The organism is Nocardioides imazamoxiresistens, from assembly GCF_032378595.1.
In the GTDB taxonomy this organism is placed as follows: Bacteria; Actinomycetota; Actinomycetes; order Propionibacteriales; family Nocardioidaceae; genus Nocardioides; species Nocardioides imazamoxiresistens.
Genome location: NZ_JAVYII010000007.1, coordinates 144,592 through 167,041, shown reverse-complemented (window position 1 = coordinate 167,041; position 22,450 = coordinate 144,592). Strand labels below are relative to the sequence as shown.

17 protein-coding genes are annotated in these 22,450 nt (G+C 74.4%); 9 read left to right on the top strand and 8 right to left on the bottom strand.

Features of this window, described 5'->3' with window-relative positions; genetic code table 11:
* Positions 1-16: 16 nt before the first annotated feature.
* Together RDV89_RS16055 and RDV89_RS16050 are read right to left on the bottom strand one after the other, a co-directional pair.
* Positions 17-505 carry a protein-tyrosine phosphatase family protein gene (locus RDV89_RS16055; protein ID WP_315734513.1) on the bottom strand — a complete coding sequence of 163 codons (489 nt, stop codon included), beginning with the start codon at positions 503-505 and terminating at the stop codon, positions 17-19.
* Between the two features lie 274 nt (positions 506-779).
* Positions 780-2,258, bottom strand: coding sequence for an HNH endonuclease signature motif containing protein (locus RDV89_RS16050; RefSeq protein ID WP_315734511.1), 1,479 nt, complete (start codon positions 2,256-2,258; stop codon positions 780-782).
* Between the two features lie 372 nt (positions 2,259-2,630).
* Between RDV89_RS16050 and RDV89_RS16045 the strand changes: the two genes are divergently transcribed.
* Positions 2,631-3,938 (top strand): D-arabinono-1,4-lactone oxidase, encoded by a 1,308-nt coding sequence (locus RDV89_RS16045; protein WP_315734509.1) that lies wholly within the window; start codon positions 2,631-2,633, stop codon positions 3,936-3,938.
* 3 nt (positions 3,939-3,941) lie between these two features.
* Here the strand turns inward: RDV89_RS16045 and RDV89_RS16040 are convergent, their stop codons facing one another.
* Complete coding sequence (locus RDV89_RS16040; RefSeq protein WP_315734507.1) at positions 3,942-4,583, bottom strand: trimeric intracellular cation channel family protein; 642 nt, start codon at positions 4,581-4,583, stop codon at positions 3,942-3,944.
* A gap of 164 nt (positions 4,584-4,747) precedes the next feature.
* Here RDV89_RS16040 and sepH point away from each other — a divergent pair, with 164 nt between their 5' ends.
* Together sepH and RDV89_RS16030 are read left to right on the top strand one after the other, a co-directional pair.
* Positions 4,748-5,863, top strand: coding sequence for a septation protein SepH (gene sepH / locus RDV89_RS16035; protein WP_315734505.1), 1,116 nt, complete (start codon positions 4,748-4,750; stop codon positions 5,861-5,863).
* A gap of 49 nt (positions 5,864-5,912) precedes the next feature.
* Positions 5,913-7,955, top strand: a complete 2,043-nt coding sequence (locus RDV89_RS16030) for an SDR family oxidoreductase (RefSeq protein WP_315734503.1) — start codon at positions 5,913-5,915, stop codon at positions 7,953-7,955.
* On the opposite strand, the gene RDV89_RS16025 is transcribed toward RDV89_RS16030, so the two are convergent.
* The gene (locus RDV89_RS16025) at positions 7,936-9,021 is read right to left on the bottom strand and encodes an NAD(P)-binding domain-containing protein (protein WP_315734501.1); all 1,086 of its coding nucleotides are present in this window, start codon (positions 9,019-9,021) and stop codon (positions 7,936-7,938) included. The genes RDV89_RS16030 and RDV89_RS16025 overlap by 20 nt on opposite strands.
* An 86-nt stretch (positions 9,022-9,107) precedes the next feature.
* Positions 9,108-9,764, bottom strand: coding sequence for a thymidine kinase (locus RDV89_RS16020; RefSeq protein ID WP_315734499.1), 657 nt, complete (start codon positions 9,762-9,764; stop codon positions 9,108-9,110).
* Positions 9,765-9,831: 67 nt separating this feature from the next.
* Between RDV89_RS16020 and RDV89_RS16015 the strand changes: the two genes are divergently transcribed.
* The 3 genes from RDV89_RS16015 (at position 9,832) to RDV89_RS16005 (ending at position 12,728) form a co-directional block, all read left to right on the top strand.
* Positions 9,832-10,509 (top strand): response regulator transcription factor, encoded by a 678-nt coding sequence (locus RDV89_RS16015; protein ID WP_315734497.1) that lies wholly within the window; start codon positions 9,832-9,834, stop codon positions 10,507-10,509.
* A gap of 136 nt (positions 10,510-10,645) precedes the next feature.
* Positions 10,646-11,980, top strand: coding sequence for a sensor histidine kinase (locus tag RDV89_RS16010; protein WP_315734494.1), 1,335 nt, complete (start codon positions 10,646-10,648; stop codon positions 11,978-11,980).
* A 106-nt stretch (positions 11,981-12,086) separates the two neighbouring features.
* Positions 12,087-12,728, top strand: coding sequence for a PepSY domain-containing protein (locus RDV89_RS16005; RefSeq protein WP_315734492.1), 642 nt, complete (start codon positions 12,087-12,089; stop codon positions 12,726-12,728).
* 33 nt (positions 12,729-12,761) lie between these two features.
* Here the strand turns inward: RDV89_RS16005 and RDV89_RS16000 are convergent, their stop codons facing one another.
* From RDV89_RS16000 to RDV89_RS15990, 3 genes are read right to left on the bottom strand one after another with little or no spacing between them, the layout of a single operon-like run.
* Positions 12,762-13,937, bottom strand: coding sequence for an alkaline phosphatase family protein (locus RDV89_RS16000; RefSeq protein WP_315734490.1), 1,176 nt, complete (start codon positions 13,935-13,937; stop codon positions 12,762-12,764).
* Between the two features lie 11 nt (positions 13,938-13,948).
* Positions 13,949-14,536 (bottom strand): DUF5998 family protein, encoded by a 588-nt coding sequence (locus RDV89_RS15995; RefSeq protein WP_315734488.1) that lies wholly within the window; start codon positions 14,534-14,536, stop codon positions 13,949-13,951.
* Positions 14,537-14,580: 44 nt separating this feature from the next.
* Positions 14,581-17,310, bottom strand: a complete 2,730-nt coding sequence (locus RDV89_RS15990; protein WP_315734487.1) for a bifunctional acetate--CoA ligase family protein/GNAT family N-acetyltransferase — start codon at positions 17,308-17,310, stop codon at positions 14,581-14,583.
* A gap of 87 nt (positions 17,311-17,397) precedes the next feature.
* Between RDV89_RS15990 and RDV89_RS15985 the strand changes: the two genes are divergently transcribed.
* Genes RDV89_RS15985 through RDV89_RS15975 form a run of 3 tightly spaced genes read left to right on the top strand, consistent with a single transcriptional unit; the run spans position 17,398 to position 22,441 of the window.
* Positions 17,398-19,908: a DNA gyrase/topoisomerase IV subunit A gene (locus tag RDV89_RS15985; RefSeq protein ID WP_315734485.1), complete on the top strand. Its 2,511-nt coding sequence runs from the start codon at positions 17,398-17,400 to the stop codon at positions 19,906-19,908.
* A 5-nt stretch (positions 19,909-19,913) separates the two neighbouring features.
* Entirely contained in the window at positions 19,914-20,687 is a 774-nt protein-coding gene (locus RDV89_RS15980) for an LppX_LprAFG lipoprotein (protein WP_315734483.1), read from the top strand.
* Positions 20,684-22,441, top strand: coding sequence for an MFS transporter (locus tag RDV89_RS15975; protein WP_315734481.1), 1,758 nt, complete (start codon positions 20,684-20,686; stop codon positions 22,439-22,441). The genes RDV89_RS15980 and RDV89_RS15975 overlap by 4 nt, the downstream gene beginning before the upstream one ends.
* Positions 22,442-22,450 lie beyond the last annotated feature (9 nt).

Genomic DNA, 22,450 nt, shown 5'->3' with positions numbered 1-22,450 from the left:
ACGCGCCCTCGCTGGGTCAGGTCCGTTCGGGGGCCAGGGGGTCGGGACTCAGCCGCGCCCGGCGCGCGAAGCGACGCTGCCAGGGCGTCTCGACCGCCCGCGGGTGGTAGGTCGCGCGCACCCAGGCCACGGCCTCGTCGGCCGGCACCCCGTCGTGCCGGGCCAGGATCGCCAGCGCCGTGCCGGTACGCCCGACCCCGCCGCCGCAGGCGATCTCGACCCGTTCCCGAGCGGAACGAGAGTGCGCCTCGCGCAGCGCAGCGAGCGCCTCCCCCCGGTCCCGGGGCAGGAGGAAGTCCGGCCACGCGATCCACCGCGACGGCCAGCGCTCCCGGTGCGGACGAGCCGTGAGGTAGAGGCCGAGGTCCGGCACCTGGCCGGTCTGTCCGGAGCCGAGGACCGCCGGGGCGTCGGCCGCCGGGGCGGCGCGGAGGGCGCGACAGCGCACGCGCCGACCGCTCGGCAGCTCCACCACCCCGGCGGTGCTGGGGACCCACGGTTGCATGCGGTCATCCTCGCGCGGGGGCCTCGCCCGGCGTCCTGCGTCGTTCGTCGGGCGTCGTGGTCGCGGCGGACCTGCCGGGTGGTGCGGGCCGCGTCCCTGGGCGCGCAGGGTGGCGTGCGCTGCGTGGCCGAGCACGCGTCGGTCCGCCACGTTCCTCGGCAGGTGGAGGTGCAGGTGGAGATGGAGGTCCCGGGCATGCCGGTGGGCCCGGCGACATGGTGTCGGCGGGCCTGCCGGTGGTGCGGGGCGGGTGTAGGGCTGTCGTCGGATCCGGCTATTCGAGCGCCGTCGTTCCGGTCGGTGTGACGAGGTAGCGGCGGCCGCGGGGGCTGGTCCAGACGAAGCCGTCTGGTGGTTCGTCGGGGCGTGTGGGTCGGTAGCGCCAGCGGCGTTCGTGGTGCTGCTCGTGATCGGGTCCGTCGGGTGGGTCGGTGCCGGCGTGCGTGGGATGGGTCTTGGCGCGGTGGTGCAACCGACACAACGGGACGAGGTTGTCACTGGCTGTGGGGCCGCCGGAGTGCCATTCGACGCGGTGGTCGAGGTCACTGACCCGCGCTGGCCGGTTGCAGTAAGGGAACCGGCACGTCGGGTAGCGCAGCTGCACCTGCTCGACGAGGCGGTCGGGGATCCGGTAGCTCGGCGTCGTGATGTGCTCGTTGAGGTCGATCACCGGCTTGACCACCACCTGGGTGTCGGTGGTGCGGCACCAGTCGCGGACCTGCTCCGCGGTCACGGTCCGCAGCCCGACGCCCGGGGCGGTCACGGTGGCCAGGTCGATCCCGGTGCCGCCGGTGAGCGGGTCGATGCCGATCGACGTCGACTCCAACGCCGACTGGGACAGGTGGACGTACAGCACCACCTGACGGGCAGCGACCGTCGACGCCGCCACAGGCCCGTCATGACCGTCGTGGCCGGTCAGGTCGAGGGCGGTCTGCTTGCGGGCCAGCTCCCCGACCGCGATGGACCGGCGCACGTCGAGCGACTCACCCGACCCGAGTGCGGCGAGCTCGGCGGCACCCCGGGCGACGGCCTCTTCGAGGTCACGAGCATCAGCCAGGTCCAGCTCACCCGCCACGGCGACGGTCCCGCCGACCTGACCGTGCACCCCGAGTGCCTCACGGGCGCGGAAGTCGATCGAGAAGAACCGGCCCGCGTCCGCATCCGCCAGGTCGGCCTCGGTGGTCTCGGGATCGAACCGCGCCGAAGCCTCGGCGACGAGCCGGTCGATCCCCGCACCGGAGATGGAGTGCGCGACGTGGGCGAGGTTGCGGTCCACGAACCCCGCACCCTCGAACGTCAACGTCCGCGTCGCGCGGGCGATCCGACGAGCCCGCCACACCTGCACCCCACCTGCCGCGACCCGCCCGGCCAGCAGCGGGAGGCGGTGGCGGACCTCGACCGCATCACCCACCAAGCTCCGACCCGCGTCCTGGCTGAGACCCATCGCGGTGACCAACTCGAGGACCGCGAACTCCGACACCAGCGGCGCGCCCGGTCCGCCGTACGCCAGCCACCGATCCCCACCCGGCACCGCCGGGAGGTCGTTCTCCTCGACCCACATCCCGAGAGCACCGATCGGGTCACCCACGATCGAGCTGCCGCACTCCACATCCAGGTGGGCATCGGCGTAGTCCGCCGCGGCGAAGAACGCACCCGCCTCGGCAGCACGTTGGGCCCGCATCGCCTCGGACGCGGCGTCCAGCAGCGCAGCCCGCGACGGGCTGTTCGTGTGCTGCTGGGTCCCCCGATCCATGCCCCGAATTCTACGCCGAACCGGCCCTCCGGAACAGGGTCGCGGACCCATCTGTGGAGAACGTTTCCGCAGGTCAACTCACCTGCGCACCCTCCCGCGCGTACCCCCGACGCACCCCGTCGCACCCCGCTGCACACCCCGCAGCTCGACGCTCCGAACCGTGGCACAACCCGCAACTCGACGCCCCGATCCCCGCCGCTTCACGCCGCCCCGCGCCCAGCGCCGCCCGCTTCGCACCGGCGTCGGAGAACCGACGCCCGGCACCCCTCCCCGGGGCCTTGAAGGCCCGGTTCTCCGACTTTCGTGCCCGACCTCGCCACCGCGCCGCCCGCACCGCGCCCACCATCGCGCGGAACGTCCTACGCTCCGGCCATGACGCAGGCGTGGACCAACTGGGCGGGCACGGCGAGCGCGGTGCCGCGGCGGCGCAGCCGGCCGGAGGGCACCGACGACGTCGTTGCGGCGGTGCAGCGTGCACGGGCCGAGGGCTCGACGGTGCGCATGGTCGGCAGCGGCCACAGCTTCACCGACGTCGCAGTGACCACGGGCGAGCTCCTCGAGCCCGGCAGTCTGACCGGCATCACCGCGGTCGACCTCGACGCGCTGACCGTGACCGTGCGCGCCGGCACCCGGCTCGAGGACCTCAACGCGACCCTCGAGCACCTCGGCCTCAGCCTGCACAACATGGGCGACATCGCGGCGCAGACGCTCGCGGGCGCGGTCTCGACCGGTACGCACGGCAGCGGCGGGACCTTCGCGGGGCTCGCGCCCCAGGTCGTGGGGCTCGAGCTGGTCACCGGCACCGGCGAGGTGCTGCGGGCCGACGCGTCCGAGAACCCCGACGTGCTCGACCTGGGCCGCGTCGCCCTCGGGGCGCTCGGGGTCGTCACGAGCCTGACCTTCGCGGTCGAGCCGCTGTTCCTGCTCGAGGCGGTCGAGCAGCCGATGCGCTGGGACGAGGCGATCGGCGACCTCGACGCGCTGCTCGACGACAACCACCACGTGGACCTGCACTGGTTCCCCCACACCGACCGGCTGCTGACCAAGCGCAACAACCGCGTCGACACGCCGCTGGAGGAGGCGGAGCCACTGGGACGCCTGCGCGGCTGGGTCGACGACGAGCTGCTGGCGAACACGGTCTTCGGCGGGCTCGTCGCCGTGAGCGAGCGCGCGCCCCGCACGATCCCGCGCCTCAACCAGCTCACGTCCCGGGCGCTCTCCGCGCGCACCTTCTCCGACGTGGCCCACCGGGTGCTCACCTCCCCGCGCCGCGTGCGGTTCCGCGAGATGGAGTACGCCGTGCCGCGCGCGGTCGCCGTCGACGTCCTCACCGAGGTGCGTCACCGCGTGGAGGCCTCCGACTGGCGCCTCAGCTTCCCCGTCGAGATCCGCTCGGCGCGCGCGGACGACGTCCCGCTGTCGACCGGCTACGGCCGCGACTCGGTCTACGTCGCCCTGCACGTGCCGCGCACGCGCGACCACCGGGCGTACTTCTCCGGCGTCGAGCCGGTGCTGGTCGCGGCCGGCGGCCGGCCGCACTGGGGCAAGCTGCACACCCGCACCGCGGCGGACCTGGCGCCGCTCTACCCCCGCTTCGAGGACTTCCTCGTGCTGCGCGAGCGGCTCGACCCGGAGCGCGTCTTCGCCAACGCCTACCTCGAGCGGGTGCTGGGCGCCTGAGCCTCAGACGCTCGCGGGACCCGACGGCATGGGGGCCTGCCAGCCCCGCCACAGCGCGAGCAGACGCCACGTCAGGCAGACGACCGCGCCGGCGACGGCCGGCCCGAGCACGGGGAGCCCGGCCTCGATCCCCACGACCGCCACCCCCGCGCCGGCCAGGGCGGGCGTCGCGTAGAGCTCGGCCCGGAAGACGACGGGGACCCGACCCGCCAGCAGGTCGCGGATCATCCCGCCGCCGATCCCGGTCACCATGCCCATGAGGGCCGCGGGCGCAGGGCCGAGGCCGTGCTCCAGCGCCTTGGCCGCGCCGGCCACGCAGAACAGGGCGAGCCCGAACGCGTCGAAGATCGTCACCGGCCGCTCCAGCCGCCCCAGGGTGGGGTGGAACCAGAAGGCGACGAGCCCGGCGACGATCGGCACGAGCAGGTAGCGCCAGTCCGCGAGCGCCGCCGGCGGGGTCGCGTCGATCAGCACGTCGCGCAGGAAGCCGCCGCCCAGCCCCGTGGTCCCGGCCAGCACCAGGACGCCGAAGAGGTCCAGCTCCTTGCGCACCGCCACCAGGGCTCCCGAGATGGCGAACACGAAGATCCCGAGGAGGTCGAAGACGACGAGGACGACCTCGGGATGGGCGACCCAGGAGCTCACGGCCGCAGGGTAGCCGCGGCTCGGCCCGTCGCCCTGCGTCAGGCCTGCCCAGGGCGTAGGCTCGGCCGGTACGGGAGCCCGACCGGGTCCCCGCACGCACGACGCGCGACCACCCCTCGCGACGACCGCCCCACCGCCGACCAGACCAGGAGCCGACCGCCCCGATGGTGCACCTGACGCTCGCCGGGCTGAGCCAGGACAAGTCGCGCCTGGTGCTGGTCAGCGACGCGGGCGTCGAGTTCACGCTCGACGTGGACGCCCGGCTGCGGGCGGCACTGAGGGGCGACACGGATCGACTCGGACAGCTGGAGATCACCATGGAATCGACCCTCCGTCCGCGCGACATCCAGTCCCGGATCCGGGCGGGCGCGACCCCCGACGACGTCGCGCGGGCCGGCCAGACGACCGTGGACAAGATCATGCCGTTCGTGGCCCCCGTGCTCGCCGAGCGGGCCCACGTCGCCGAGCGCGCGCAGTCGTCCTCCGTCCGCCGTCGCCCGGACGGCTCCGGCGGCGGCGCCCGCACCCTGGGCGAGGCCGTGTCGGCGCACCTGTCGCGGCACCGTTCGACGGGCGAGGAGGTCGAGTGGGACGCCTGGCGCCGCGACGACGGCCGCTGGACCCTGCAGGCCACCTTCGCGACGTCCGAGCGGTCGGGGACCGGGACCTTCAGCTACGACGTGCGCGGCAGCTACGTGGTCGCCGACGACGACGCCGCCCGCTGGCTGATCGGCGAGGAGACCGCTCCCCCGGCCGCCGCGCGCGACGACCTCCAGCAGGCCCGCCGCCGGCGCGCCGGCCGCGCCACGATGCCCGACGCCGTGCTCGACCTGGAGCTCGACAGCCCCGACCACGACCTCGGCGACGGCCCGCTGGGCTCCGACGCGATCGCCCTGGTGGCCGAGCCCCGCGACCGCGAGCCCACGGTGGACCTGAGCGAGGTCGCCGACGCGGTACGCCGCGGCGAGGGCGCCCCGGCGTCACCGGAGCGCCCGGCCCCCGGGCGTACCGAGCGTCCCGAGCAGACGCCCGACCAGCTGCCCGAGACCGCGCCGACCGCTGCGGAGGGCGTCGTCGCGGAGACCGTGACGAGGGCGACGGACGAGCAGGCCTCCCCCGCGAGCGACCCGTCGAGCGACCGGTCGAGCCAGGACCCCGGCGACCAGCCCACCGACGAGCCCGTCGCCCCGGCGCCGCCGCCGCAGAAGCGCAGCGGGCGCAAGCGTCGCGCCTCCGTGCCGAGCTGGGACGAGATCATGTTCGGCGGCGGCGGGGACTGACCGCCCGATCCGTGGCCCTACGTCGCGCGGGAGCACTACGCTGCCCGGCATGTCCTACTTCGTCACCGGCGCGACCGGCTTCATCGGTCGGTTCCTCACGTCCCGACTGCTGGAGGACCGCGACGGCGACGTCCACGTGCTCGTCCGCGCGTCCTCGCTGCCGCGTCTCGAGCGCCAGATCGAGGAGTGGGGCACCGACCGCGTCCGCCCGGTGGTCGGCTCCCTCGACGAGCCCGGTCTCGGGGTCGACCCCGCCTGGGTCGCCGAGCACGCCGGGGAGGTCGAGCACTTCTTCCACCTCGCCGCCAGCTACGACATGGCCGCCGACGACGCGACCAACGACCGGCTGAACCTCGACGGCACGCGGCACGCGCTGGAGCTGGCGGCCGCGCTCGACGTCGGCTGCTTCCACCAGGTGTCCTCGGTCGCCGCCGCCGGCGACCACCGCGGCACCTTCGCCGAGACCGACTTCGACGTCGGCCAGACCTTCTCCTCCCCCTACCACCGCACGAAGTTCGAGTCGGAGCGCATCGTGCGCGAGACCGCGACCGTGCCGTGGCGCGTCTACCGCCCCGCGATCGTCGTGGGCGACGCCCACACCGGCGAGATGGACAAGGTCGACGGGCCCTACTACTTCTTCGGCCTCATCAAGCGCCTGCGCGACACGGTGCCGAGCTGGGCCCCGCTGTTCGGCGTCGACCTCGGCGACACCAACCTGGTGCCGGTCGACTTCGTCGCCGACGCCCTCGACCACCTGGCGCACCTGCCCGGGCGCGACGGCGAGACGTTCCACCTCGTCGACCCCGAGCCCCAGCCCGTGCTCGAGATGGTCAACGTGCTGTGCGCGGCCGCCGGCGCCCCCACGTTCGCGGGCTCGACGCCGACCGGCCGGGCGTCGCTGGAGCGGCGCGTGCTGCCCCGGGGCCTGCGGCCCGCCGACGTCGCCTCGCGGGTGCTCGGCTCCGGGCCCGCCCAGGGCGTGCTGGACCAGACGCTGGGCCGCCTGGGCATCCCGGCGGCCGTGCTCGCCCACTCCTCGTTCCCGGCCGTCTTCGACGCCCGTCGCACCACGAAGGCGCTGGCCGGGTCGGGCATCAGCGTGCCGCGGCTGGAGTCGTACGCCTCGACGCTGTGGGCGTACTGGGAGGAGCACCTCGACACCAGCACCGGCCGCAGCACCGCCAACCGCGCGGCGCTGACCGGCAAGCACATCGTCATCACCGGGGCGAGCTCCGGCATCGGCCGGGTGACCGCCCTCAAGGTCGCCCAGGCCGGCGGCGTGCCCGTGCTGGTCGCGCGCGGCAAGGAGAAGCTGGACGCGCTGCGGCGTGACATCGAGCGCCAGGGCGGGACCGCCCACGTGTTCCCCTGCGACCTCTCCGACCTGACCGCCATCGACGACCTGTGCGGCGCCCTGACCCGCGACCTGCCCTCGGTGGACGGGGTGGTGAACAACGCGGGGCGCTCGATCCGCCGATCCCTGCGGCTCTCCCAGGACCGGTTCCACGACTTCGAGCGCACGATGCAGCTCAACTACTTCGGCGCGATCCGGCTGGTGATCGGACTGATCCCGTTCATGCGCGGCGGCACCGGCGCGCACGTCGTCAACGTCTCCTCCATCGGGGTGCAGACGAACCCGCCACGGTTCTCGGCGTACGTGGCCTCCAAGGCCGCCCTCGACTCGTGGAGCAACGTGGTCGCCTCCGAGCTGGTCGGCGAGGGCATCACGTTCACGAGCATCCACATGCCGCTCGTGCGCACCCCGATGATCGCGCCGACAAAGCTCTACGACCACTTCCCCACCATCTCGCCGGCCCAGGCCGCCGACCTGGTCGTGAAGGCGCTCGTCGAGAAGCCCCACGAGATCAACACCCCGCTCGGCAACGTGGGCGCGCTGGCGCACACGCTGGCGCCGAAGCTGGCGTTCCGCATCCTCAACGCGGCCTACCACGTGTTCCCGGACTCCGCGGCGGCCAAGGGCCGCGGCCCGGCACCCGTGGTCACGGGCGAGCCGGGCCAGGCGGGCGAGCCGGGTGGCTCCCAGAGCGAGCAGCTGCTGCTGGCGCGCGTCTTCAGGGGCGTGCACTGGTGAGCACGTGCCCGCCCACGACGCGCCGCACCGCCAGCGCCGCCTGACGACCGGCGCGGTTCGCGCCGATGGTGCTCGCGGACGGTCCGTAGCCCACGAGCTGCACGCGCGGGTCCGCCACGGCGCTCGTCCCGTCCAGCGCGATGCCACCGCCGGGCGCGCGCAGGCCCAGCGGGGCGAGGTGGGCGACGTCGGGGCGGAAGCCCGTCGCCCAGAGCACGACGTCGAAGGCGCGGTGCGTCCCGTCGGGCCACACGCCGCCGTCGGCGACGAGCCGCCGCGGCATCGGCAGGCGGGAGGCGTACGCCCCCAGCTCGCGCGCCCGCTGCTCCTGCGGCCGCAGGTGCAGACCGGTCACGCTGACCACGCTCGCCGGCGGCAGCCCACGCCGCACCCGCTCCTCGACCAGCGCCACGGCGGCCCGGCCGTCGAACGGCTCGGAGTCCGGGTCGCGCCACAGCGGCGGCCGGCGGGTCGCCCAGAGCGTCGAGGTCACCGGCGCGAGCTCCCCGAGGACCTGCACGGCCGACGCCCCGCCGCCGACGACGAGCACCGTGCGCCCGGCGTACGCCTCGGGGCCGTCGTAGCGCGACGAGTGCAGGCTGAGGCCGGCGAAGTCCTCCGCGCCGGTGACGTGCGGGACGAAGGGCCGGCGCCAGGTGCCGGTGGCGTTGACGAGGGTCCGGGCGGTCCAGGTGCGTCCGTCGCGGGCGTGCACCACCAGGAGCCGCTCCGGGCCCTCCTCCACGCGGTCCACGTCGACGGGTCGCAGGACCGGCAGGTCGTAGCGCTGCTCGTAGGCGGCGAAGTACGCCGGGACCGCGGTGCGCGCGGCCGTGGCGGGATCCGCGGGCGGCGCGGCGAGGTCGGGCAGGTCGGCCACGCCGTGGACGTCGGCCATCGTCAGCGAGTGCGAGCGGTGCTGCCAGGCGCCCCCGGGCGCGGTGGCGGCGTCGAGCACGACGTGGCGCAGCCCCAGGCGGCGCAGGTGGAACGACGCCGAGAGCCCCGCCTGGCCGGCGCCGACGACGACCGCGTCCCACACCGTCGCGTCCCCGACCCCGTCCACACCTGCCCCAACGCCGGTCGCCCCGCGGCGCATCCCGGACGGGGCGTGGGGTGGCGGAGGTCTCAGTCGAGCGGGGCCGTCCCGGCTCAGTCGCCGAAGGGCAGGGGCTCGGGCACCAGGGAGACGGCCTTGGCGCGGGCCGCGGTCAGCTTGCGGCGGTGGTGCTGGCGGCAGAGCACCTCGTAGGCCACCTCGGCCGGCGGCTGGCCGGTCTGCTCGACGTCGCCCACCACGACCTGGTCGCCCTCGGTGACCATCACGCCGTCCTCGGTGCGGGCGTTGTGCGTGGCCCGCTCACCGCACCAGCAGAGGGCCTCGACCTGCAGCACCTGCATCCGGTCGGCCAGCTCGACGAGACGTGCGGCGCCCGGGAAGAGCCGGGTGCGGAAGTCGGTGAGGATGCCGAAGCAGAAGACATCGATCTGCAGCTCGTCGACCACCTTGGCGAGCTGCTCGATCTGCAGCGGCGTGTAGAACTGGGCCTCGTCGCAGATGAGGTAGTCGATCCGGGCGCCGCCGGTGAGCTCGGTGACGACGTACTTCCAGAAGTCGAGGTCCTCCGGCGCCTCGAGGGCGTCGTGGAACAGGCCCAGGCGCGAGGACAGGGTGGCCGTGCCGGCCCGGTCGTGGCTGGTGAAGATGCGTCCCAGACGACCGCGCGTCGCGTGGTTGTGGTTGGTCTGCAGGGCGAGGGTGCTCTTCCCCGAGTCCATCGTCCCGGTGAAGAAGTGCAGTTCGGCCACGAGGCGCAATCCTCGCACGGACGTCCGTTCAGCGCAGGTTCAGGACCCGTGCGGCACGATGACGCCCATGCGCGTGCTGGTGGTCGACGACGAACGGCGGCTCGCCCGCTCCCTCGAGCTGGGTCTCGAGGCCGAGGGGATGGCCGTCGACGTCGCGCACGACGGCACCGACGGGCTGTGGATGGCCCGCGAGAACACCTACGACGCCATCGTGCTCGACCTGATGCTGCCCGGGATCAACGGCTACCGGGTGTGCGCGACGCTGCGCGAGGAGGGCAACTGGACCCCCGTGCTGATGCTCACCGCCAAGGACGGCGAGTGGGACCAGGTCGAGGGCCTCGACACCGGCGCCGACGACTACCTGACCAAGCCGTTCTCGTTCCCCGTGCTGGTCGCGCGGCTGCGCGCCGTCGCTCGCCGCGGCGCCCGTGAGCGCCCCACGGTCCTGGAGGCCGGGGACCTGCGGCTCGACCCCGCCGCCCGCCGCACGTGGCGCGGCGACGACGAGATCACCCTGACCTCGCGGGAGTTCTCGATGCTCGCGTTCCTGATGCGGCACAAGGGCGACGTGGTCTCCAAGCGCCAGGTGCTCGAGGCCGTCTGGGACGACGACTTCGAGGGCGACCCGAACATCGTCGAGGTCTACGTGCGCCACCTGCGCAACAAGCTCGACCGTCCCTACGACCGCGCGGCCATCCAGACGATCCGCGGAGCGGGCTACCGCCTCTCCAGCGACGGGGGCTGACGTGAGCGACCTGCACGCGCCCCCGCCTCCACCCCCCACCGGCCCGCCGGTCCCGGGTCCCCCGCCGCCCCCGGCTCCCCCGGCTCCCGCGCCGTCCCGGCGTCGTGGGCGGGGAGGCGTACGCGTCCGCACCACCGTGGCCGCGACCCTCGTCGTCGCCGTCGCCTTCACGGTCGGCTCGCTGGCCCTGCTGTGGGCGCTCGGCGCCTCGTTGCGCGACGCTGCGGAGAACGCCGCCGAGACCCGCGCCGAGGAGATCGCCACCGCGATCGAGCGTGACGGCGCCGAGGCCGTGCCGGGCACCGCCTCGGACGACGAGGACGTCGCGGACCTCGCCTGGCAGGTCACCCGGGACTCCTCGGTCGTCGCGTCGGCCGGCACGGGTGGGCGCTCGCTGCCGCTGGGAGACGGCCGGGTCCGCCTCGACGGCGACCCCTACGTGGTGGTCGTCGAGGACGTCGAGGTCGACGGCGAGCGCTACCTCGTGGCGGCGGCCGCCTCCCTCGACGACGCGGACGAGTCCGTGGCCGCCCTGTGGCCCCTCCTCGCCGTCGGCATCCCGGCGGCCGTGCTGCTGGTCGCCGGCACCACCTGGGTGGTCGCCGGCCGCGCCCTGCGGCCGGTCGAGCAGATCCGGGCGCGGGTGGCCGGGATCGGCGCAGGGGCGCTGGACCAGCGCGTACCCGTCCCACCCTCCGGCGACGAGGTCGCCCGTCTCGCGCTCACGATGAACGCCATGCTCGAACGCCTCGAGCAGGCGTCGCGGCGGCAGGCGCAGTTCGTCTCGGACACCTCGCACGAGCTGCGCTCGCCGCTGGCGAGCATCCGCCAGACCGCGGAGGTCGCCCGGTTGCACCCGGGCGCGATGGACGACGGCGAGCTCAGCGAGGCGGTGCTCGAGGAGACCGCGCGGATGCAGCACCTCGTCGAGCAGATGCTGGTGCTGGCGCGCACCGAGGAGTCCGCCGCCGCGCGGCCCCGCTCCGACGTCGACGTCGACGACCTGCTGCAGACCGAGGCCGCGCGGCTGCGCCGGGAGCGCGGCGACCTGCGGGTCGACTCGTCCGCCGTCGGGGCGGCGCGGGCGACGGCCGACGGCCCCGCCCTCGCGCAGGTCGTGCGCAACCTGGCCGACAACGCCGCCCGCCACGCCGTCGGGGAGGTACGCCTCGGCTGCCGCGAGCTGCCGGGCGGCGTCGAGATCACGGTCGACGACGACGGCGCCGGCGTCGCCCCGCAGGACCGCGACCGCGTCTTCGAGCGCTTCGTGCGACTCGACGAGGCCCGTTCCCGCGACGTGGGCGGCAGCGGCCTGGGGCTGGCGATCGTGCGCGAGGTGGCCCGGGCCCACGGCGGCGACGCGCGCGTCGAGACGTCGCCGGCCGGCGGCGCGCGTTTCGTGGTGAGCCTCGCGACGGGCGTCCCCCATCCCCCGCACGGGCCCTCGCACGGGCCCGCGCACCCCTCCTGAACGCGCCTTCAGGAGCGTTCAGGTCCGCTTCAGCGACCCTGCCGGAGAGTGGTCCTCACCAGCCCGGGCGAGGCGCCCGGGCACCCGAGACGGAAGTGAGCACACCATGGCCCTGAACCAGAAGATCCGCAGCAAGCGCGTCATCGTCCCCGCCGTCGCCGCCCTGGCGATCGTCGGAGCCGGCGGCGTCGCCTGGGCCGTCGTGGACGGTGACGACGACCAGATCAGCAGCTCGCAGCGCGACGACGCCTCGCAGGCCGCGCTGGACGAGGTCGGCGGCGGACGCGTGCTCGAGGTCGACGTGGACGACGACACCGACGAGGGCGGCGCCCGCGTCTACGAGGTCGAGGTCGTCGACGCCGACGGCGGTCGCTGGGACCTCACGCTCGACGAGGACTTCGTCGTGCTGGTGGCCGACCCCGACCGCGACGACGACCGCGACGACCGCGGGTCCCTCGGCGGCCAGGGGGCCGGCCAGGGCGGCCAGGACGCCCAGGGCGGCCAGGCGGGCCAGGGCGGCCAGGCGGGTCAGGGCGTCGACGACGACGCCCCGATCAGCGACGCTGAGCGTGCGGAGGTCGCGGCGGCGGCCGAGGCGGCCGTCGAGGGCGGCGCGACCGCGGTGGACGTGGACCGCAGCGACGACGCCGGCGAGGCCTGGGAGGTCGAGGTCGTCGACCAGCAGAACCTCGACTGGGACGTCGTGCTCGACGCCGACCTGAACGTGGTCCGGGCGCAGCGCGACTGAACCGGGCCCTGAGGCCCCCGCGTCCGCGGGGGCTCAGGCCACCAGGACCGGGATCAGCATCTCGTCGGCGGTGAGCGACCCGTGCAGGCCCACCAGGGTGGCCTCGTGGGGGAACAGCCGCCGCGACACCACGGCCGTGCTGCCCGTGCAGGCGACGACCACGTCGCCGAGGCGCGGGCGCACGGCCGCTGTCGTGTCCCCGAACCACCCCCGCTCGAGGGCGTCCTCGCGGGTCAGCACCTCGGCGCCGGCGCCGAGCACCTCCCGCCAGGTCGCGATGACGTCGGGCACGGCGCGGGTGGCGCAGTACAGGTGACGCAGCCGCGCCTCGCCGCCCAGCAGCCAGACGCCGTCGAGCAGCTCGGGCCGGTCGTCGACGTCGACGCGGGCGTGCACGGGGCTGTCGACCATCCCGTGGTCGGCGACCACGACGAGGCGCACCTCGGCGGGCAGCGCCTCGCGCAGCTGCTCGGCCTCGGCGTCGACCATGGCCAGCTGCTGGAGCCAGGCCGCGGATGCGACGCCGTGGCGGTGGCCCGTCCAGTCGAGGTCGGCGTCGTAGACGTAGGTCAGCGACGGCCGCAGCGCGACGGCGCGCTGGACGGCGGCGATCCGCTCCCCCACCCGGTCGGCGCCGACGTAGGTGGCGCCGCGGTGGGCGGCGACGGTCAGGCCGGAGCCCTCGTACTCGCGTCGGTTGACGCTGGTCACGGCGACGCCCGCGCCCACGAGCCGCTCGAACAGGGTGGGGTGCGGCTGCCACTCGAGCGGGTCGATGTCGTCGTCCCACTGCAGCGGGCAGAACAGGCGGTCGGTGCCGGGCACCCGGCTGGTGAAGCCCACGAGGCCGTGGGCGCCGGGGACCAGGCCGGTGCCCAGCGAGGTCAGGCTGGTCGCGGTGGTCGAGGGCACCCCGGCGGTCGCGTGCTCGGCGCCGGCCGCCAGCGCGGAGAGGAAGGGCGCGACGTCGGCGTGCCGCTCCAGCAGGCGGGCGCCGAGGCCGTCGACCAGGAACACGACGTACGCCGGTGCGTCCGGCAGCACGAGCCCGCTGGGCGCCGCGAGGTCGAGCGCGCGCCCCACGCCGAGCGCGTGCGCGACGGCCGGGACGACGTCGGAGAGCGAGCGGGCGCCGTAGGCCGGTGCGACGAAGCGCCCGGCCGCCGCGTCGCCCGGGGCCGGTGCGTGCCCGGCGTGACCCGCGTCCACCCCGACGCCCGTCAGACCGGGCGCGTGCGGGCGGAGAGGGCGTCGGCGAAGTCGAGCAGGCCCAGCACGGCGTCCTTGCCGTCGGCGGCCGCGGAGACGCGCAGCGAGAAGTCGTCGCTCAGCAGCTCGCCGGTGTAGCCGTGGTCGGCGTCGCACTCGGCGTCGTCGCAGCCGGCCGGCATCAGCTCGATCCGGCTCACCCCGCCCCAGCCGATCGTGAGGACGGCCTCGGCGGGCAGGCTCGGGCCCTTCGTCGGGTTCGTCGTCATCCGCGTCACCACGACGGACTTCACCGCCGTCAGCGCCACGGCCTCCGAGGACGTCGAGGTGTAGGGCTGCGGCAGCAGGTGGTCGCCGGCGTGCTCGTCGGTGTGCACCTGGATGAGGCGGGTCGGCGTGAGCACCGCGACGGTGATGTGGCGGCGGACCTCGTCGCGCTCGATCGTCGGCTCGTGGTGCACGTAGAACGCGACCACCTCCTCGCCGCCGACCGCGCCGCGCACGCCGTCGACGACGACCTCGGGGTAGTAGCCCGTTCGTTCGATCGCGACCCGGAGGTCGGCGGTGGAGTCGCCCGAGCGGGTGGAGCGTGACTGCATGGGTCGAAGTGTGGCACGACGCGGCAGGAGCGTCGCGCCGCACCTCACTCCGGCAGCGTGTCCCCGACGATCGCGGTCAGCCGCCGCACGAACCAGTCCGACCTCGCGTCGGTCACCGGCTCGACCTTCGCCGTCGCGTTCAGCACGGTGGCGCCGTCCGGTCCCGCCAGCACCAGCGCGAGGTCGAGCTGGCGCAGCTGCGGGAGGTCGTTCTGCAGCTGCGCGACCCGGCGCACGAGGCGCTCCACGTCCTCGACGTCGGCGACGTCGCCGCCGCGGTAGCCGAACAGCAGCGGCGCGGCCTTGATCTCGCGCACCATCTCGGCGGCGTCGACCCGGCTGAGCGGCGGGATCCGGTAGACCCGGTCGCCCAGCAGCTCGGTCAGCGGGCCGGCCACGCCGAACGACACGACGGGCCCGAACAGCGGGTCCTCGAGCGAGCCGATCGAGACCGGCACGCCGGGCGGGGCCACCTTCTGCACCACGAAGCCCGCGGTCGCGGGGTCCGAGATGACGCCGGTGAGGAACTCCCAGGCGTCGGCCATCTCGCGCGCGTCGTCGATGTTGCGCCACACGTGCGCCTGGTCGGGACGTTCGCGCAGCCGGTCGGCGGTCGCCTTGAGCACGACGCTCCAGCCGAGCCGCTCGCCGGCGGCGATCGCCTCCTCGACGTTCGCGACGGGACGCCCGGCCCACATCTCGATGCCGTAGCAGGCCAGCAGGTCCACCAGCTCGTCCATGTCGAGGGTGTGGCCGTCGGGGTGGCGCAGCAGCAGCTCGTTGACGAAGCGCTTCGCGGCCGTGGGGTCGATCTCGTCGTCGTCCTCGACGTCCTGCTTGCGCAGCCACACGGCGTACGAGACCACGCGCGCGAGCGCGCGCACCGCGGCCTCGACGGCGGGGTACGACGGCACCGAGCCGCGGCCCGCCGTGGAGCCCGCGACGTCGGGCACGCGCAGGAGCTCGGGCACGCCCTCGGCGCCGAGGAAGGTCGAGACCAGCGGCTTGTCGGACTGCTCGCCCACGGCGGCCAGGACGTTCGCGACGTCCTCGCCGGAGACGTTGAGCGGCGGGATGTAGACGGCGACGACGGCGTCGACGTCCGGGTCGTCGATCGCGTCGTCGAGGGCGTCCTCGAAGTCCTCCGCGCCGGCGTCCGCGCCGAGCTGGGTGGTCTTGTTGACGACCAGGCCCACCGAGACCGCGGCGTCGGTCGCGAGCAGCGCGAGGGCGTCGGAGTTGCCGACCACCGCGACCCGTCGTCCGCGCGGCAGCGGCTGGTGGGCCAGCAGCTGCGCGACGTCGAACATCTCCTCGAGGGTGTCGACCTGGATCACGCCCGACTGGGCGAACATGGCGTCGACCGCCTCCGGGGGCGCGCCGATGGTGCGCACGGCGTGGCCCATCGGTACGCCCTGGGTGTTGCGGCCCGAGCGCACCGCGACGATGGGCTTGCGGCGCGAGACGCGGCGCGTGATCCGGGAGAACTTGCGCGGGTTGCCGATGGACTCCAGGTAGAGCAGGACGACCTCGGTGGAGGCGTCCTCCTCCCAGTACTGCAGCAGGTCGTTGCCGGAGACGTCGGCGCGGTTGCCGGCCGAGACGAACGACGACAGGCCGAGACCACGGTTGTTGACCTTCTCCAGGATCGCGGAGCCGAGCGCGCCCGACTGGCAGAAGAAGCCGGCCCGGCCGCGCGGCGGCATCACCGTGGACAACGACGCGTTGAGCTGGTGCGCGGGGTCGGTGTTGATGATGCCCAGGCAGTTGGGACCGATCAGCCGCAGGCCGTAGCTGCGGGCCAGGCCCACGAGCCGGCGCTGGCGCTGACGGCCCTCCTCGCCGGTCTCGGCGAAGCCCGAGGAGATGACGATGAGGCCGTGGACGCCCTTGGCCGCGCAGTCGAGCACGACGTCCTGGACGGCCTCCGCCGGCACCGCGACCACCGCGACGTCCACGTCGCCGGGGATCTCGCCCACCGAGGAGTAGGACGGCAGTCCCGCCACGGCCTCGGTCGACGGGTTCACCACGTAGACCCGGCCGGTGTAGTCGCCCGTGACGAGGTTGCGCACGAGCGTGCGACCCACGGTGTCCTGCCGGCGGCTGGCGCCGATGATCGCGACGGAGCGGGCGTTGAAGAACGCCTCGATCGAGGCCGCCTCCGCGCGGTGCTCGCGCTGCTGCATCACTCCGATGGCGGTCTCGGTGGGGTCGATGTCGAACTCGAGCGTCACCACGCCGTCCTCGAAGCCCGACACGATCTGGTAGCCGGCGTCGCGGAACGTCTGGATCATCCGCTTGTTGTCCGGCAGGACGTCGGCGGTGAAGGAGGAGATCCCGCGCTCGCGCCCGGCCTGCGCCAGGTGCTCCAGCAGGATCTGCGCGATGCCGCGGCCCTGGTGGTCGTCCTGCACGAGGAACGCCACCTCGGCGTGCTCGTCGTCGACGGCGTCGTAGCGACCGACCGCGATCATGTTCTCCCCCACCGTGATCACGAACGCGACCCGGCGATCGTGGTCGACGTTGGTGAAGCGCAGGACGTCACGCTCGGACAGGCGCGGCATGGGTGCGAAGAACCGGTAGTACTTCGACTCGTCCGAGACGCGCGCGTAGAACGAGACGAGCAGCTCGGCGTCGCCGGGACCGATCGGGCGGATGTGCGCGGTACGCCCGTCGCGGAGCACGACGTCGGCCTCCCAGTGGTGCGGCGCCTCCGGCACGTCCTCCACGACGGGGGGCGTCTCGGGGGCGGCAGTCGGGGGCGTCTCGCTCACGCGTACAACCTATCGCCCGCGGCCCCGCGGCACGCACGACGGCGAGCCGCGTGCTGCGGGGGCGCCGGCCTCCGCGAGAATGCGCGCATGGCACCCCGCACGCCGCCGCCTCCGCCCGCCGACGAGGTCGAGGAGCACATCCTCGACATCGACGTCTCCGACGAGATGCGCAACTCGTTCCTCGAGTACGCGTACTCCGTCATCTACTCGCGCGCCCTGCCGGACGCCCGCGACGGCCTCAAGCCGGTCCAGCGGCGGATCCTGCACACGATGAACGACATGCGCCTGCGGCCCGACCGTGGGCACGTGAAGTCGGCGCGCGTGGTCGGCGAGGTGATGGGTCGCCTGCACCCGCACGGCGACGGCGCCATCTACGACGCGCTCGTGCGCCAGGCCCAGTCCTGGGCGATGCGGCTGCCGATGGTCGACGGTCACGGCAACTTCGGCTCGCCCGACGACCCGCCCGCCGCCATGCGCTACACCGAGTGCCGGATGGCCTCGCCCGCGGTCGCGATGACGTCCTCCATCGAGGAGGACACGGTCGACTTCCGGCCCAACTACGACTCGCGCGAGCTCGAGCCGGTGGTGCTGCCGGCCGCCATCCCGAGCCTCGTCGTCAACGGCACCACCGGCATCGCGGTCGGCATGGCGACGAACTGCGCGCCGCACAACCTGGGCGAGACGGTCGCGGCACTGCGCCACCTCATCGAGCACCCCGAGGCCGACCTCGAGGCGCTGATGCGGTTCGTCCCCGGCCCCGACCTCCCGACCGGCGGCAAGATCATCGGCCTCGACGGGATCCGCGACGCCTACGAGACCGGCCGCGGCTCGTTCAAGATGCGCGCCACCGCACGGATCGAGACCATCGGCCGCCGCAAGGGCATCGTGGTGACCGAGCTGCCCTACGGCGTCGGCACGGAGAAGGTCGTCGAGCGCATCAAGACCCTCGTGCTCAACAAGAAGCTGCAGGGCATCGCCGACATCAAGGACCTCACGGACCGCGAGAAGGGCCTGCACCTCGTCATCGAGGTCAAGAACGGCATCAACCCCGAGGCTCTGCTCGAGCAGCTCTACAAGCAGACGCCGATGGAGGACTCGTTCGGCATCAACGCGGTGGCCCTGGTCGACGGGCAGCCGCGCACGCTCGGCCTGAAGGAGATGCTCGAGGTCTTCCTCGCCCACCGCTACGACGTGGTGCGGCGCCGCTCGGCCTTCCGGCGCACGAAGGCCGCCGACGAGCTGCACCTGGTCCAGGGGCTGCTGCTGGCGCTGCTGGACATCGACGAGGTCATCCAGGTGATCCGCACCAGCGACGACACCGCGGCGGCCCGCGAGCGGCTGATGAGCGTCTTCGACCTCAGCCAGGTGCAGTCGGAGTACATCCTCGAGATGCCGCTGCGGCGCCTGACCCGCTTCTCCCGCCTCGAGCTGGAGAAGCGCGGCGAGGAGCTCCAGCAGACGATCGACGACCTCGACCAGATCCTCGCCGACGACGCCCGGCTGCGTGCCGTGGTCTCCGACGAGCTGGCCGAGGTCGCCCGCGAGCACGGGACGCCGCGGCGCACCGTGCTGCTCGAGGCCGGACAGCTGCCCGCCACCGCCGCCGTGCCGCTCGAGGTGGCCGACGACCCCTGCTGGGTGCTGCTGTCCTCGACGGGCCTGCTGGCACGCACCCGGACCGCGGAGCCGGCGGGCTCGGGCGGGCCGGGCGGCGCCCGCGTCCAGCACGACGTGGTGGTCTCGGCGGTGGCCGCGACCGCCCGCGCCGACGTCGGTGTGGTCACCTCGGCGGGACGCGTCCTGCGGCTGCCGGTGCTCGACCTGCCGCTGCTGCCCGACACCGCCGCCGACCCGCACCTCGCGGGCGGCCACCCGGTGGCCGAGTTCGTCGCCCTGTCCGGGGGTGAGCGGGTCGTCGCGCTGACGGCGCTGCGCACCGACGGCCCGGGGCTCGCGCTCGGCACCCGCGACGGCGTCGTGAAGCGCGTCAACCCCGAGGTGCCGAGCAAGGACGACTGGGAGGTCGTACGCCTCGGCGACGGCGACGAGGTCGTCGGCGCCGTCGACCTGGCCACCGGCGACGAGGAGCTGTGCTTCGTCACCAGCGACGCCCAGCTGCTGCACTTCCCCGCCTCCTCGGTACGCCCGCAGGGCCGCGCCGGTGGCGGCGTCGCGGGCGTGAAGCTCGCCTCGGGAGCCCGCGTCGTGTCGTTCACCGCGCTGCGCGGCGACGACGCCGAGCACGAGACGGTCGTCGTCACGGTCGCCGGGTCCTCGACCGCGCTGCCGGGCACGGAGTCCGGCACCGCGAAGGTCACCCCGTTCGTGGAGTACCCGGGCAAGGGTCGGGCGACGGGCGGCGTGCGCTGCCACCGCTTCCTCAAGGGCGAGGACACCCTGCTGCTGGCCTGGGTGGGCCTCGGCCCGGCCCGCGCGTCCGCCGCGTCCGGCGCTCCCGTGCCGCTGCCGCCCGCCCTGGGCCGCCGTGACGGCTCGGGTCAGCCGCTGGCCCAGCCGGTCGCCGGGTGCGGCTCCCCCGTGGTCGCCCTGCAGGGCCCACGATCCGCCGTTTCGGGCCCCGAGGGTGTGGAAGGGTGAGCGCCATGAGCACCCCGCCCCCGTCCGACGGCGAGCAGCAGCCGCAGCCGCGCCCCAGCCGTCGCGGCTGGATCATCGGCAGCATCATCGTCGTCGCCCTCGTGGTCGCCGTCGCCGTCCCCGCCCTGCTGCTCGGTGGGGACCGCGGGTTCGAGCGTCCCGACGAGACGCCCGAGGAGGTGCTGAAGGCCGCGAAGGACGAGCTGGACGAGACCGACGGGGTCCGGATCGCCATCACCGCCAGCGACATCCCGGACGACGTCTCCACCGCGCTGGTCGGCGCCGACGGCACGGCCGTGCGGCCCGACGGCTTCTCCGGCGTGCTCAACGTCCGCTTCGCCGGCGGCGTCGTCGACGCCGACATCGTGGCCCTGGACGGCGTGGTCAACGCCGACCTGCCCTTCGTCGGCTGGTCCGTCGTCGACCCCCAGGACTACAACGCCCCCGACCCGGGCCTGCTGCTCGATCCCGACCAGGGCATCTCGACGCTGCTGACCGCCACCGACGACCCGGCGGCCGACGGCGAGGACGCCGAGGCGTGCGCGAGCGGCGACGACCGCACCGGGTTCCCCTACACGGGCACCCTGGACGGCGCCGTCGTCCGCAACTTCATCCCCGGCGCCGACGACGGCACCTTCGACGCGCGCTACCTGATCGACGACGAGGGCCGCCTGTGCAACGCGCGGCTCACCGGCGCCTTCTACCCCGGCACCGACCCGATGACCTACACCGTCGTCTTCTCCGACTACGGCACGACGATCGACATCACGGCCCCGTGAGCCTCCGGACGGCCGACCGCCTGCTGCTCGGCCTGGCGGCGGTGGCCGTCGCGATCGCCGCGGCCGACACGTACGTCGTCGTCCTGGCCCTGCCCGAGATGAGCGCGGCGGCCGGCATCTCGGTCGTCGACCTGCAGAAGGCGGCCCCGATCATCTCGGGGTTCCTGCTCGGCTACGTCGCGATGCTGCCCCTCATCGGCCGGGTCGCCGACCTCGAGGGGCGCGTGCCCGTGCTGCTCATGGCACTCACGGTCTTCGCGATCGGCTCGGCCGTCACCACGGTCGCCTTCGACCTGCCCACGATGGTGGGCGGACGCTTCCTCCAGGGCGTCGGCGGCGGCGGCCTGGTGCCCGCGACCATGGCCCTGGTCGCCGACCTCTACCCCGTGGAGCGGCGCGGCCTCCCCCTCGGGTTGGTCTCGGCCGTGCAGGAGGCGGGCAGCGTCCTGGGGCCCGTCGCCGGCGCCGGCATCCTCGCCGTCGGCACCTGGCGGGCCATCTTCGCCCTCAACGTCGCAGCCGGGCTCGTGCTGCTGGTCGCCGTCGGGACCGCCGGGCGCCGCTCGGCCACGAAGGACCTCGGACCACCACCGCGCACCCACCCGCCCGACGTCGTGTCGTGGATGCTGATCGGCCTGGTGGCCGTCGCCGGCACCCTCGTGTCGCTGCAGCCCCCGGGCCTGCTCAGCGACGCCACCTGGGGCCGGCTGTTCTCCCCGTACGCCGGGGACAGCCGCTGGCTGAGCCCCGTCGGGCTGCTCACCGTGCTGCCCCTGCTCGTGCTGCTGGTGTGGTCGGCGACGGCGTCCGCGCCGCTGCTCGACCTGCGCCGCTGGGGTCGCGCGCTGGTGCAGGCCGACCTGCCCGGCTCGCTCCTGCTCGCCGCCGCCCTCGGCGGCGTGGTGCTCGCCTTCGGCACCGGCGACCCCGAGATCCAGCTCTTCTCCGACCAGGGCCACTGGTACCTCGTCGGCAGCGCCGTCGCGACCGCGCTGCTCGTATGGCACCTGCGCCGCGCCGAGGCCCCCGTCGTCCCGCGCGGCGCCCTCGCCGCCCGTCCCGCCTGGGGCGGGCTGCTGGTCAGCTTCTTCGTCGGCGCCGCCCTGATCGCCGCCGTCGTGTCGCTGCCGCTGTTCGCGCGGACCACGGTCTACCCGGACTCCCAGGTGCTGGCCTCGCTGGTGCTGGTACGCCTCCTGGTCGCCCTGCCGGTCGGCGCCGTCCTCGGCGGGTGGCTGCTGAGCCGCGTGCCCGCCGGGGTGGTCGCCGGGGCGGGCATGCTCCTGGCGGCGGTCGGCTTCGTGTGGATGTCGCGGTGGGAGGCCGACGCGCTCGAGTCGCTGCTGGCGAACGTGCCGCTGCTGCTGACCGGGCTCGGCTTCGGGCTCGCCCTCGCCCCCGTCAACGCCGTTGTGCTCGCGACGACCAAGGACGCGGTGCACGGCCTGGCCTCGGCCCTCGTGGTCGTCGCCCGGATGGTCGGCATGCTCGTGGGCGTCTCCGCGCTCACCGCGCTGGGCCTGCAGGCCTTCTACGCCGAGCGGGACGCGCTGCCCCCGGTCGCCGAGGTCTGCGGCGAACCGTCGCCGTGCGGGGCGTACAACGACCTCCTCAAGGGCGCCGCGCTCGCCCAGGAGCAGGTCGTCTTCGCCGGCGCCGCCGGCTGCGCCGTGATCGCCGCCGTGCTCGCGCTGCTGCTCTTCCGGGGCGCCGCGACCCGGAACCGCGCGGCCGGCGCCCTGCTCATCGGCTAGGTTCCTCCA